The sequence below is a fragment of the Thermoflexus hugenholtzii JAD2 genome (genome assembly GCF_900187885.1).
GTDB lineage: Bacteria > Chloroflexota > Anaerolineae > Thermoflexales > Thermoflexaceae > Thermoflexus > Thermoflexus hugenholtzii.
In genome coordinates, this window is record NZ_FYEK01000073.1 from 1 (window position 1) to 12,522 (window position 12,522).

10 protein-coding genes and 3 pseudogenes are annotated in these 12,522 nt (G+C 62.1%); 6 read left to right on the forward strand and 7 right to left on the reverse strand.

The features are described from left to right. Positions 1–431: Uma2 family endonuclease (locus CFB18_RS13370; protein WP_088572309.1), on the reverse strand; the 431-nt coding region annotated here is incomplete at its 3' end. A 217-nt stretch (positions 432–648) separates the two neighbouring features. Between CFB18_RS13370 and cmr1 the strand changes: the two genes are divergently transcribed. From cmr1 to CFB18_RS13400, 6 genes are read left to right on the forward strand one after another with little or no spacing between them, the layout of a single operon-like run. Then, positions 649–1,893 carry a type III-B CRISPR module RAMP protein Cmr1 gene (gene cmr1 / locus CFB18_RS13375; protein WP_143597622.1) on the forward strand — a complete coding sequence of 415 codons (1,245 nt, stop codon included), beginning with the start codon at positions 649–651 and terminating at the stop codon, positions 1,891–1,893. Beyond that, positions 1,890–2,822 (forward strand): RAMP superfamily CRISPR-associated protein, encoded by a 933-nt coding sequence (locus CFB18_RS13380; protein WP_088572302.1) that lies wholly within the window; start codon positions 1,890–1,892, stop codon positions 2,820–2,822. The genes cmr1 and CFB18_RS13380 overlap by 4 nt, the downstream gene beginning before the upstream one ends. 9 nt (positions 2,823–2,831) lie before the next feature. Beyond that, positions 2,832–5,972, forward strand: coding sequence for a CRISPR-associated protein Csx11 (locus CFB18_RS13385; RefSeq protein ID WP_088572303.1), 3,141 nt, complete (start codon positions 2,832–2,834; stop codon positions 5,970–5,972). Beyond that, complete coding sequence (gene cmr4, locus CFB18_RS13390; RefSeq protein WP_088572304.1) at positions 5,879–7,030, forward strand: type III-B CRISPR module RAMP protein Cmr4; 1,152 nt, start codon at positions 5,879–5,881, stop codon at positions 7,028–7,030. The genes CFB18_RS13385 and cmr4 overlap by 94 nt, the downstream gene beginning before the upstream one ends. After that, positions 7,027–7,380, forward strand: coding sequence for a hypothetical protein (locus CFB18_RS13395; RefSeq protein ID WP_088572305.1), 354 nt, complete (start codon positions 7,027–7,029; stop codon positions 7,378–7,380). Before cmr4 ends, CFB18_RS13395 begins: the two co-directional genes overlap by 4 nt. A gap of 4 nt (positions 7,381–7,384) precedes the next feature. After that, positions 7,385–8,233: an RAMP superfamily CRISPR-associated protein gene (locus tag CFB18_RS13400; RefSeq protein ID WP_088572306.1), complete on the forward strand. Its 849-nt coding sequence runs from the start codon at positions 7,385–7,387 to the stop codon at positions 8,231–8,233. 142 nt (positions 8,234–8,375) lie between these two features. Here the strand turns inward: CFB18_RS13400 and CFB18_RS16630 are convergent. The 6 genes and pseudogenes from CFB18_RS16630 to CFB18_RS15450 form a co-directional block, all read right to left on the reverse strand. Then, positions 8,376–8,486, reverse strand: a pseudogene (locus tag CFB18_RS16630) (GH116 family glycosyl hydrolase); the annotation flags it as partial. A 321-nt stretch (positions 8,487–8,807) separates the two neighbouring features. Beyond that, positions 8,808–10,133 carry an asparagine--tRNA ligase gene (asnS, locus tag CFB18_RS13405; RefSeq protein WP_088572310.1) on the reverse strand — a complete coding sequence of 442 codons (1,326 nt, stop codon included), beginning with the start codon at positions 10,131–10,133 and terminating at the stop codon, positions 8,808–8,810. Positions 10,134–10,177: 44 nt separating this feature from the next. Then, positions 10,178–10,789, reverse strand: coding sequence for a recombination mediator RecR (gene recR / locus CFB18_RS13410; RefSeq protein ID WP_088572307.1), 612 nt, complete (start codon positions 10,787–10,789; stop codon positions 10,178–10,180). 88 nt (positions 10,790–10,877) lie between these two features. Then, positions 10,878–11,608, reverse strand: a pseudogene (locus CFB18_RS13415) (trans-sulfuration enzyme family protein). A gap of 130 nt (positions 11,609–11,738) precedes the next feature. Beyond that, positions 11,739–12,074, reverse strand: a complete 336-nt coding sequence (locus CFB18_RS13420) for a YbaB/EbfC family nucleoid-associated protein (protein WP_088572308.1) — start codon at positions 12,072–12,074, stop codon at positions 11,739–11,741. 31 nt (positions 12,075–12,105) lie between these two features. Next, positions 12,106–12,522, reverse strand: a pseudogene (locus tag CFB18_RS15450) (hypothetical protein); the annotation flags it as partial.

Sequence of the window (12,522 nt, forward strand, 5' to 3'; positions counted from 1 at the left end):
AGCACGGCCAGGCGGGCGCCGTTGGCCAGGTAGGTCTCCATCTTCTCTCGTAGTTCTCCCAGGCTTTGGGAGGCGGAGCGGACTTCGAAGGCGGCGTCGGGGCAGAAGGGGCCGAAGCCTTCGCGCTGTTCGGGGCTGAGGGCTTCCCATCGCTCCCGCCGCACCCACGAGGCGTCCGGGGAAAGCAACGACCCATCGGGAAGCCGAAAGCCCGTGGAAGAATCAAAGACCACCCCCAGACGGGTCTGGCGGTTCCAGTGCTCCAGCTGGTAGAACACCTCCCCGCTGCGTCGTCCGCTTGCCAATCCGGTGGGGGTCACGATGAGCCTCCCGTCGGCGGTGCGTTCGAACTGATAGCCGGGGTTGCGTTCGGAGAGCTCCCGTAGCTCCTCATCCGTCACCCGATGCAGCAGATCCAGCCGGATCCCCATCCCCGCCTCCCTTGCGCTCGGAGCTCGTTTTCTATTATAAGCGTGGCGATGGGATACATCGCAGCTCCCGGTCCACAAGGTGCGGGACTGCTTTGCTTGACAAGCTGCGCTACGCTTATTTACAATATAAAGCAAATGGATAGCACAATCGTCTTATGGATCTGTTTTGCTCACGGAAACTGAGAGATCTGTACAGGCAGGTGATAGGAGGTGCCCTTTGGAGGTCTGTGAGTGGAAGTGCACAGCTCTTACGGACATCTGGACCGGCGATGCTTCGGGGAGAGGGGAGCGTCTGATCTCCACTGGCCTGCTGGGCTCCATTCGCTGGTGGTTCGAGGTCCTCGTGCGTGGGCTGGGCGGAAAGGCTTGCGACCCCACCGTGAAGGAAGTTCGTTGCCCCGCGGCAAACAAAGCTCCGCACGAACCCGGCCACCATTGTGTCGTCTGCGAGCTTTTCGGCTGCACCGGCTGGGCCAGGAAGTTCCGGTTTGAGGTCCTTGACGAGAACGACCAACCCAAACAAGCTCAGATTAAGGCAGGCGAAACTTTCATCCTCCGCTTCACTGAAATCCGGCCCATCTGCGAAGAGGAGTGGTGCCTGTTGGATCTGACGCTACGCCTGATCGCGGAATACGGGGCGATTGGGGGGAGGACGGTCTTCAAGCCATCCGAAGAACCGGGACTGGCGGATTTAACTCTCAACGATTTCACTGAGGTGAGTGGGAAGATAATTGTTCAATCGGCCCGTCGGGGGCTTCCCTTGCGCTCTGGAGATGTCATCATCCGAATCGGTTCCAACCGAGTGACTTCTCGTGGTGAGCTCGAAAAGGCCGTAACAGGCAAAGCCCACGGAGAGCCAGTTTCTGTCGAGATTGAACGTGGTGGAGATTCTTTAACGGTCGATGCCTGGTTTGGAAAACGCCATCATCGCGATTATGGATTGATTCAAATCATTGAACGACCCCAAATTTGTAAAAAAACTGAGAAAGAGCTGAGACATTACATATCTTCATGGCGCGAGGTGCCCCATTCGTATAGGGATGATCGGGGTCAGTTGCAAGACTTCTCCTGGGCTTCCCTGGCTAACTTCTGGTGCGTGAAGGGACGATATCTGGCCAGGCAGGATTCCAACCACAGTTCCTTCAACCGCGTTATCGGGCGGCAAGAACCGAAGAATCGGGGCCAGCAGCTTCGGGCTAACGCCACAGAATTCGACAGATGGCTTGCTGGTCGTCAGCAGGAAAGCAAGAAAGTTTTTAGTTTCAAGGAGCCACCGGAGGCGCGGCGCACCTTCGGGTTCGTGAACCCAAGTATCCAGGTAAATGGAAGGACTCTTGACTTTGATGAGATTCGTAGCCGTCTTAAGAAGGAAGCATGGCCAGACCTTGAGGATGAGAACTTCCTTGATGGTCAAAAGATCCTTCGATCTTTGCTGAGTTCACCTTCAGGAGGGACGCCATGACGTTTGATTACTGGGTAGAATTGTGTGATTCAACAAGCCCGCCTGGCAAGGGGGAGTTTCCCGCATCTCCCGAGGAAGCCGCCTGGAATCTGGCCTCAGGGTTTGTGGATCGGTGCGCGGAACAGGCTATGCGCGGGGATGACCAAAGGATTCAAGCACGCAGAAGATATGTTGGGGAAGTGGCTTCTAAGACTTTTTCCCTTCCCTCGGCGCTCTCGGTTCTCAAGAGCCCCGACTTCGGTTCTGCCTGCGCCGGATGGCCCGCCTCCTGGTTTGCCCTCGAGGTGGAGTTTGAGCTCCTCACTCCCTGGTACTCCAAGGACGACCGCGTCTTCCACGTGATGGACAACCCGGTGCGCAAGGACCGGGTGTTCGGCGTGCCCTTCATGGCAGCCTCTTCCTGGAAGGGGCTTCTGCGATGGGCCTGCCGGATGCAGGCAGGTCTGTGGGAACATCTCCAGGAAAACGGGGGCAGGCTCGAAGGCTGGCGAGATCCCGACTGGATTCTTCATCTCTTCGGCAATGAGAAAGGCGAGGAAGAGGCTTTCCACCAAGGCGCGCTGGTCTTCTACCCTACCTGGTTTGACAAGATCGGCTTTGAGGTCATCAACCCCCACAGCCGGGCTCGTCGCGCCGGGACCCAGCCGATCTATTACGAAGTTGTTCCACCTAGGGCAAAGGGGACGCTTTATCTGCTCTACGCCCCCTGGCCAGGAATCCAACCTTCTATAGACTCCAAAACGTTCCTACCCTTGCTTCTGGAAGCCATTGACAAGTTGCTCACCAACTATGGCATCTCCGCCAAGCGCACTGTGGGCTGGGGCACTGCGAAGATCTGTAAGTGGAAAGCCTACCGGAAAGAGCAAGCTCCGGTGTCAAGGGACACTCGTAAAGAGCTTTGGGATGCCATTGCCAACTGGCTCTCGTGAGGAGGTTCCATGACCACGTTTCAACCCGCGGATACCCTGCGAGAGCATCGCCCCCTCCTCCTGGCCATGGAGGCCATCGGCTGGTTCCACATGGCCGGCAAGGCCCAGGATAAGTTTCTGCGTCAACACGGTGGCGACCAAGTGAACTACAAGTATGAGAAATGGCATGACTACGAGACTCCACCCTTCCCATGGGATGACCTGCTAGGCTGGGTGAGGGATCGTTTTCAGTCGAAGGTGCCTTCGAATGCTTGGCCGGGCTCTTTCAAGGAGTTCACCGAAAAGCACAGGGACCAAAACTCCGGCCTCATGGGCCTTCTCCAAGCAGGTCACGGGATCGTCTCGGGCGTGGAGAAGAACCTTCCGCGGGAAACCTCGGAGTACCTTGGCCAGTCCGTCCCCCACATGTGGCTTTCCTCTCCCTGGGGGCATCCGAAGCGGAACCTCCTGGCTGACCCTCCCGAAGTCCTCACTCCGCAAGGCTGGAAGCAGGTGGTGGCGGAGATCCGGCGAATCCTGGAGGAACTGCGGGGCCTGGGGACACGGGGCGAGCAGGACGTCGACGTGTGGTGGCGCTGGCGGGAGGGCGCTATCGGTCCCGACTCCTTCATCCGTCGCGCCTTTCTCTCTACGTTGGCTGAGACGCGGCTCCCCAACAATGACGTCACCCTGTGGGACCAGTCCTACGTGGCGGCCGCCCTCTTTAAGAGTGCTGTGGCAGGAGCGCTGCTGAACTCGAGCTTTCCGTGGAACGATAAGCAGATCAAACAAAAAACGCGCTGGCGCTTGCTCATGGTGGCCATCGGAACGGAGCATTACGAAGCGCGGGCGGTGAAGATCGGCGACTGGACGGGGATGCAGGGTGTGCTGGAGGAGTTCTTCGAAGAGGTGCGCAAGCTCGTCGAAACCGACCTGGCCGTAGGGTCGCTCCTCTACCGCGACAGCAGCATCGCCGTGTTCTCCTTCCCCGGTGAGCGGATGGATGAGGCCGTTCGGGCGTCTTGGTTAAGCGGGTGGAAAGAATGGCTCCGGGAACAGATCGACAAGATGGCCGAGGAGTTGGACCTGGAGACCCCGCCCGTGGTGCGGCTGAGCGAGTCCACCCGCTCTCTTGTGCCGATGGTGAGGGAGCGGGCGAAGGCTACGAAGGCCACTGCGGTCTCGATTCACCGGCCATGGAACATCCGTTGGAAGATCCCCAAAGAATCGCAAGGCCATGTGTGCCCGGTGTGCGGGGTGCGCCTGAACGGAGACCCGACCAACAAAGGCAAGCCCTGTGAGGTTTGCCGCAAACGCCGTCATCACCGGCGCAACGACTGGCTCCATGGCCGCCTGGGCTACGACACCATCTGGTTCGAGGAGGTCGCCGATGCTAATGGGCGCCTGGCGGTGCTTACGCTTTCCCTGGATTTGGAGCCGTGGCTCGATGGAGAACGGGTGGATAGCCTGCGGGCCCAGGCGATTTCAGAGTGGACAAGGTACAATCGTAAGGTTTATAACTCAATACAAAATCAAACCCAAAGGTGGAGTAGTAAGCATTTGCAATCACGTCTCGAGCTTTATATAGAGAAACGAATCCAGAAGCCTCCAAGGAGGATTGAAACGGATGGAATTCTCAGGGCCTTGATACCCAATTTAGATGAAGAGTTTGGTAGCACGGCTCAAGCGATTGATGCTTGGAAAGAAATATACACGAACTGGGTTGAAGATCGGGCTTCGGCACCATCTTGGCATCCCAATAATCCCTACCAGAATGCTCGATGGTTGGTCTTCCAATGGTTTCGCAAGCTTCCCTCCCCCGGTCGGGTCTATCGGTTTTGGCGGGAAGCCGTTGAGTTTTTTGAAGAGTTACTTCGCGAGTTCCGTCAGATTGCCTCCCGGAGCGCCAACCCCTGGCGGGTGCGCCGGCTCCTCTTGTGCCCAGATGACTCCACAGCTCAGGGATGGCAGGACGGCATGCTGTACGATGGCCGTTGGAGGGGTGTCCAGATCAGCCTGGTCTATGTGGGCTCCCTAAGAGGCTTTGTCACGGCCTCGAACCTGGCACGCTTGCTGAAACCGGAGGAGCGCAAAGAAGCCCTTCAAGGAGAGACAATCTCGCTAGAAGAGGAAGATGCATTTGGTAGCCCTCGTCCTTTGAAGGTTAAGGAGGTTAAGGAACTTAAAGGGAGTTACGGCCACCTTGGCGTCTATTATCCGGTTATTCCTTTGGAGATTTCGCCATTGCGGTTCCGAGTCATCCTTCCGCTAGAGGTGGTTTCGGAATGCGTGGATCTTGCCGTCTCCTGGTGGCAAGAGCGGTTTGCCCGGGTGTGGGACCGGCTTCCGCTGCGCGTCGGCGTGGTGGGCTTCCCCCGCGCCCTCTCCTTCCAGGCGGTGGTGGAGGCAGTGCGCAACGTGGAGGAGGCTCTCGCTCGAGAGACCGAGGTCTGGCGAGTGGAGGAGCACTGGGCCCAGGCGGGGGTGTTGGCCCTGCGCCTGCGGCGGGAGGACGGCCGGAGCACCCTTCGATCTATCCCTCTTCTTCTCCCCGATGGTCGCGAGGATGTCTTCTATCCCTACGTTGAGGTAGAGGACCAAGCCCTGCGCTATCCGCGGGATTTCCAGCATCCACGGGATGGACGGGTGTTTCGCCACATAGCTGACCTACGGGTCGGCGACGGCATCGGCGTGGCCCCGGCCACAGTCGTTACCCTCTGGATGGAGAGCACCGCCGCCCGCTTCGAGCCTCTAAAGGCGCGCTACCTGGAGGACTGGACGCGCATGCGAGAGATTTGGCACCTCGTGGATCGCATCGCCCCAAGCACAACGGCCCTCCAGCGCCTGCGGAGCGCGGTGACTGAGCTGCAAACAAAATGGCGCGCGCCGGACGGCTCATGGGTAGCCTCCGAGGATCTGCGTCGGGACACCTTCCGAGCGCTTCTGGCGGAACATCTGGAGTTGCAGGGAGCGGCTTTGGAAACCTTGGTCGAAGCGGCCATGGAAGATCTTCTTTCGTGGGCCCTCGATTGGCATCTAACGGCACTTCGGGGAGAGACCTTAAAGGGAGGTGCGGGATGCCAAGCTACAAAAAATTCCTTCACATTGGTCTGGCCCTGGACCCCATCCACGTGGGGGCTGGCGGTGCCCGCCTCGGCCGGGTGGAGCTGACCATCGTCCGCGACCCGGTGACGCGGGTGCCCAAGATCCCCGGCTCGAGCCTGGCAGGAGTGTATCGGACCTACGTGGCGATGGCGATGCACGAAAGCCATCCGAATCGGAAAGCGAGGGGCCAGCCTTGGCCGTATTATCCGCATTGTGCGGGCCTGGGTCAGCCCCGAGGAGACTACCTGGGGCATTGTGCCCAACCGGATTGCCCGGTGTGCACGGTGTTCGGTTTCGCTCGGGGAAGGGATCAAGCCGGTGGGTTCGCCGGCCTGGCCGCCTTCACGGACGCCCATGTGCTTCTCTTCCCCGTGCCCACTCGCCAAGGGCCCCGCTGGATCACTTGCCCCGACGCCCTGCGGCTGGTTGGCCTGGAGGTCCAGGGCGTGGACCAAAAGGACCAAAAGGACCAAAAGGACCAAAAGGACCAAAAGGACCAAAATGCCGTGTATTTAGGTTCGAATCAGAACACTCACTTGAACCTCGGCTGGCTTCTCCTGCCAGTGAAAGTCTGCACACAATTTAAGACCATCGCTGACAGTCTTCGGAATCTTACAACCCCAGATTTTACAATCCTAGATTACGTCTTAGACCGCTTAGCCTTAGTTTCAGACCGTCTCTTTGCTCACATCGTGAACAGCAACCTGGAGGTACGCACCTCGGTGGCCATCAACCCGGCCACCGGAGCGGCGGAGGAGCAGGCCCTCTTCTCCTATGAGGCCCTGCCGCGGGGGACGGTGCTGGCGTGGGAGATTATCACAAAGAATCCTGGGTACTTTCGGATCGAAGGGCAGGTGATCTCTGCCGTATCTACGCCGGATCAGGTGCACGAAAAAGTTAAACTTGCCCATCCCTACCTGGAGCACCTGGGAGTCGGCGGCATGGGCACGCGGGGGATGGGGCGGTTGAAGGTGCTCTTTTCCGATCAATCGCCGTCAACTCAGACTGTGAGCTGTAGCGCCTCCTCAACAAGCGCGACCAGTTCTCCATCGGGATCGTCGGCTCCTTCAGCGGGAGGCATGACGGCTTCCTCGTCCGGCACTGAACAGGGAGGTGCACCATGACGCCAGAAACGCTTGTCAATCTGGACATCCGGTGTGCGGAGGCGGGCCGCAGCCTTGGTGAAAGCATCAAAGATGAGAAGGTGCTTAACGATGCCCTGGCGGTCCTGGAGGAGCACGGGCCATATGCGATGTTTCTGTATGTACGAGCGCGACACAATAACGTGGCTTCGGACTTTGAGAGACCGCTTGTGGACCTTTTGAAGGAGACCTTGAAACGCGATGGAAAGGATATTTTGGATATCGTCAAGAGTGTGGCTGATGATCTCGACGCGCTCCTTTTCGCTCGCGATCTGTTGCGTAATGCCCTCATCTATGCGCGCTTCCACCTGAAAGCTAGGGGAGGAAGATAGTCCGATGGCGTGGCAAGCCTATCGCTGGGTTTGGCGACTGGAGTCGCCTCTTCACATCGGCCTTTCGCCCGCAGGGTTCCTCAACCGCACCCGTCTCTATATCCCCGCCCGGGCGATGTGGGGCGCGTTGACCGCCGAGTTGGCGAGGCAGAACGCCTCCGGAGCTTGGCCGGATTATCAGAGCATCGGAAGGGATCTCCAGGAGAACGCCCGTTTCTCGTATCTCTATCCTGCTGAGCAGGTCAATGGTCGATGGCATCCCTGGCTTCCTCGATATGAAGAGGGCCGGGGGTTATGTTGGCAGCGTCAAGATGGCGGAGATCCGCTACCGGATCGCACCTTTCGCCAGCGCCTCCTATCCACCCACCCGGGCACGGCCATCGATCCGGCCTCTGACACGGCAGCGGAGGGAACGTTGCGCGAAGTGGAATACATCATGCCGCGATGGCGCGATACAGGCGCCCCGGTTGCCTTCGTGGGCTATGTGTTCCTGCGGGATGGAAACAACCTGCACGGGCTGAAGGACGTAGAGGAGCTATGGATCGGTGGGGAAAGCCGTTACGGCTTCGGCCGCCTGAGCTGCGTGCAGCTGGAAGGTCCCGTGAACGATTGCTTCGGCATCTCCCTGGACTTAAGCGATAAGGACCCTATCCTTTGCGAACCGGAGTTTATATGGGCCCATGCTCCGCTGGACGGCGGTGAAGCGAAGGCCGGTGCGTGGGAGATCGTCCTCGGTTGGGATCAGAACACGCTTCGCTCGGAGGCTTCCTGTAGCCCGTGCTGGAAGCCCGGATCGCGAGCGAAGGGTAAGATCCGCTTTCGCCTTCTGGGCAATGGATTATGGCAGGCTTAGTCCAGGCCCTAAGGGTTGTGGCGCGTCTCTCCGACCCAAGCGCGGAACCGAGATCAACGTCGAAACGCTTCCTTATGAGCCGGGCTCGGGACGCGGGGATTAGGAGATCTTCGGGCTTTGCTCTATGCCGAGTCTCGGCCGACTATCGGCCCGCCCGTCGACGTCGCGCCCACTCGATGGCCCAGATCGCCCCCGGACGCATATACATGCTGGCCCGAAAGTTGCCCTCCGCATCCCACGCCTCCGGCGTCTGGAACCGGTGGCCTTTCTACGCTCCGGCATCTCAGGGTCCATCCAAAAGGGTGGCTGCCAGGCCCGGATCTGCTCCCGCCAGTTGGCGCAGCGATCCGGGGCCTCCCGGGCGATCCGCCCGGCGGTTCCGAAGAAACAGATGTAGCGGCGGTGCCAGCGATCCCCCGCGCCGAATTCCACAAATAACCTGAAGAACGAATACATCCCCTGGCTGGCCGAAAGATGCCGTCTTCTTTCCTCGACGATGGCGAAGGCGAGGGAGGGAAGTCCGGGGAAGAGCGTTCCACGGGGCGAGGAAGAAGCGGGCTTTCCCCTTCTTCGATCACGGCCGGTAGCGGTAGAGCATCCGCGGGAAGGCGATGGCCTCGCGGATGTGGTCCAGGTGGCAGATCCAGGCCACCGTCCGCTCGATGCCCAGCCCGAAGCCGCTGTGGGGCACCGACCCGTAGCGGCGCAGATCCAGATACCACTGATATTCTTCCACCGGCAGGTTGTGCTCCCGGATCCGCTGTAGCAAAAGGTCGTAATCCGCGATCCGCTCGCTCCCCCCGATGATCTCCCCGTATCCCTCCGGGGCCAGCAGATCCGCGCAGCGCACCACCTCCGGCCGCTGAGGGTCCGGCTGCATGTAAAACGCCTTCACCGCCGCCGGATAGTGGGTAACGAAGACCGGCTTCTCGAAGTGCAGCGAAAGGGCCGTCTCGTGAGGAGCCCCGAAATCCTCTCCCCATTCGATCCGCAAGGCCGCCTTGCGCTCCGGGTCCGCCGCCTCCTCCGCCCACTCGTTCAGCAGACGGACCGCCTCATCGTAGGTGAGGCGCGGGAACGGCGGGACCACTTTCTCCAGCGGGGCGGTGTCGCGCTCCAGCACCCGCAGCTCGTGGCGGCGCTCCTCCAGCACCCGCGCCACCACGTAGGCGACCAGCTGCTCCGCGATCTCCAGCATCTCCTCGAAGGTGCAGAAGGCCATCTCCGGCTCCACCATCCAGAACTCCAGCAAGTGCCGCCGGGTCTTGGAGCGCTCCGCCCGGAAGGCCGGGCCGAAACAATACACCCGGCCGAAGGCGAAGATGTTGGCCTCGTTATACAGCTGGCCGGTCTGGGCCAGATACAGCCGCTCGCCGAAGTAGTCCACCGGGAACAGCGTGGTCGTCCCCTCCGCCGCCGTGGCCGTCAGCAACGGCGTGTCCACGTTCAGGAACCCCTGACTGTCCAGCCAGTCCCGGATGGCCCGGATCACCGTGGCCCGGATGCGCTGGATCGCCCACTGGCGGGAGGACCGCAACCACAGGTGCCGGTGGTCCATCAGGAACTCCACGCCGTGCTCCTTCGGGCCGATGGGGTAATCCTGGGCCAGGTGGACGATCTGGATCTCCCGGACCGCGATCTCATACCCTCCGGGGATGCCGGGCGCCCGCGCGTCTTGGCGGACGGTCCCGGTCACGATCAGGGAGGACTCCTGAGTCACCCGCCGCGCGGCCTCGAAGGTCTCCGGCGGGACATCCCGCATGGAGACCACGCACTGGACGATGCCCGTGCCGTCCCGCACCAGCAGGAAGTAAAGGCGGCCCTTGTCGGTCTTGTTGTAGAGCCACCCCCGCACGGTCACTTCCGCGCCCACGTAGTCCGCGATCCGCTCGATGCGCATCAGCGTGGCCACGAATGGAACCTCCCGATCGGGGAGTGCCGTTTTCACATCTCCTGACGGCCCTGGAGCGCCCGAACCAGGGTGATCTCATCAGCGTAGTCCAGATCCCCGCCCACCGGCAGGCCCCGGGCCAGGCGGGTCACCCGCACCCCCAGGGGGGCCAGGAGGCGGTGGATATACACGGCCGTGTTCTCTCCCTCCAGGCTGGGGTTGGTGGCCAGGATCACCTCCCGAGGGGCCTCCCGCCGCACCCGCTCGACCAGCTCGCGGATGCGCAGGTCCTCCGGCCCGACGCCATCCATGGGGGAGATCACCCCGTGCAGCACGTGATAGACCCCCGTGTATTCGCCGGTGCGCTCGATGGCCAGCACGTCCAGGGGCTCCTCCACCACACAGATCAGCCCGTGATCCCGCCGCTCGTCCCGACAGATGGCGCAGGGGCTCTCGTCGGTGATGTGGAAGCAGATCTCACACAGGCGGGTTTGCTGCTTGAGGTTGCGAAGGGCCTCCGCCAGGGCCATCACCTCCTCCTCGGGGGCCCGGAGCAAATAGAAAGCCAGCCGGGAGGCGGTCTTCGGCCCGATCCCGGGCAGCTTCACCAGCGCCTCGATCAGCCGCGCCATCGGCGGCGGCGCGATCGTCGTGAAAGGTCGCATGGGAGCTCTCCTAAGCGACAACCCTGATGCGAATGATCATCATAGCACTGCGAAGCCTTGCCCCGATCTTTCATTATAGCCTGACCCTCTAATGGGACTTCTCCACCAGCGCCTGGTCCAGATCCTCGATGAGGTCGTCCGGATGTTCCAGGCCGATGGAGAGGCGCAGGAGGTCCTCTGGCGTGGAGGTCCCGGGGCCCTCAATGGAGGCCCGGTGCTCGATCAGGCTTTCGGGCCCCCCGAAGCGGATCGCCCGGGTGAACAGCCGCACCCGACCGGCCACCCGCAAGGCCGCCTCACGGCCTCCCCGCACCTGAAAAGAAAGCAGCCCTCCGAAGGCCGCCATTGACGGGCCGCGATGGCGTGGCCCGGGTGATCCGGGAGGCCGGGGTAGTGCACCGCTTTCACCGCCGGATGCCGGGCCAGGAACCCCGCCACCCGCACGGCGTTCTCCGAATGCGCCCGCATCCGATAGGGGAGCGTCCGCAGGCCGCGCAGGATCAGCCAGCCCTCGAAAGGCGCCAGAACCGCTCCGCCGGGGATCTGGATCTCCCGCAGCCGCCGGGCGAAGGCGTCCTCTTCCCGCAGCACCACCACCCCGCCCATCACGTCCCTATGGCCGCCCAGATGCTTGGTTGCGGAATGCACCACGCCGTCGGCGCCCAGGGCCAGCGGCCGCTGGAGGATCGGCGTGGCGGCGGTGTTGTCGCAGAAACACCATGCCCCGGCCGCGTGGGCCCGGTCGGCCACCCAGGCGATGTCGGTGATCCGCAGCATCGGGTTGGAGGGCGTCTCCACCCACACCAGCCGGGCGGGCATCCGCAGGGCCTCCTCTAAAGGGGTGGGGCCACCGCCCCGGTGGCCGGATCGATGCGGGATCCCGCGTGGACGGCCAGGGTTTCCAGGCGCATCGGGAACCGCCGACGGGATGGTGCGATCCGGAGAGGCTTCAAGGGCCCAGCAGCCCGCTCAGGCCCAGCTGGCCGGCCAGGGCGTTCAGCCGCTCCGCCGCGTAGGTCTGGGAGCGCTCGATGGCCTGATTGATGGCCGCCACCAGCAGATCCTGGAGCATCTCCACATCCCCCGAGGAGAGCAAGGCGGGGTCGATGGCGATGGATTGCACCCGCTGATCGCCGGAGATCACGATGGTGATGGCCCCTCCGCCCGCCGTCACCGTCAGGGTCTCCTGGGCGAGGGCCTCCTTCGTTTTCACCATCTCCTCCTGCAGCCGCTGGATCTGCTGGAGGAGCTGCATCGGGTTGCCCAACCCACGCGTCTTGGTCATCGTCCGGCTCCTGAACGAAAGGATGGGGATCTCATTCCTCTTCCACCTGAGCGCCCAGGTCCTCCACCGCCCGCCGGATCAGGGGATCCTCGGCCGCCGGACGCCGGCGCGGGGTCTTGCGGGCCACGATGTTGCGGATCGTCACCGGGACCCCAAAGGTGTGGCTCAGGATGTCCTCCACTAGCGCCTGAGCCTTCGCCCGGGGATCCTGGAACTTGTCCCGCAGCAGCTCGGAGGGCCAGGCCAGGACCACGGTGTGGCCTTCCACTGCATGGAGGGCGCAGGATTTCAGCAGCGCCTCAGTGGGCAGGCTCTGAGCCCGCACCGCCTTGAGGATGCTGGCCCAGCGCTCCCGGAGAGCCTCCAGGGTCAGCCCCCCCGACGGGGAGGCCGGGCCCGGAGGCGCGGGCGAAGGGGGCGCGGGGGTCGCCGCCGCGGGCGCCGGCGC

What these genes read in the sequence shown, in the direction of transcription:
- CFB18_RS13385 (WP_088572303.1), top strand. Translation starts at nt 2,832, where the DNA reads ATGACCACGTTTCAACCCGCGGATACCCTGCGAGAGCATCGCCCCCTC.
- CFB18_RS13400 (WP_088572306.1), top strand. Translation starts at nt 7,385, where the DNA reads ATGGCGTGGCAAGCCTATCGCTGGGTTTGGCGACTGGAGTCGCCTCTT.
- recR (WP_088572307.1), bottom strand. Translation starts at nt 10,789, where the DNA reads ATGCGACCTTTCACGACGATCGCGCCGCCGCCGATGGCGCGGCTGATC.
- CFB18_RS13420 (WP_088572308.1), bottom strand. Translation starts at nt 12,074, where the DNA reads ATGACCAAGACGCGTGGGTTGGGCAACCCGATGCAGCTCCTCCAGCAG.
- asnS (WP_088572310.1), bottom strand. Translation starts at nt 10,133, where the DNA reads ATGCGCATCGAGCGGATCGCGGACTACGTGGGCGCGGAAGTGACCGTG.
- CFB18_RS13380 (WP_088572302.1), top strand. Translation starts at nt 1,890, where the DNA reads ATGACGTTTGATTACTGGGTAGAATTGTGTGATTCAACAAGCCCGCCT.
- cmr4 (WP_088572304.1), top strand. Translation starts at nt 5,879, where the DNA reads ATGCCAAGCTACAAAAAATTCCTTCACATTGGTCTGGCCCTGGACCCC.
- CFB18_RS13395 (WP_088572305.1), top strand. Translation starts at nt 7,027, where the DNA reads ATGACGCCAGAAACGCTTGTCAATCTGGACATCCGGTGTGCGGAGGCG.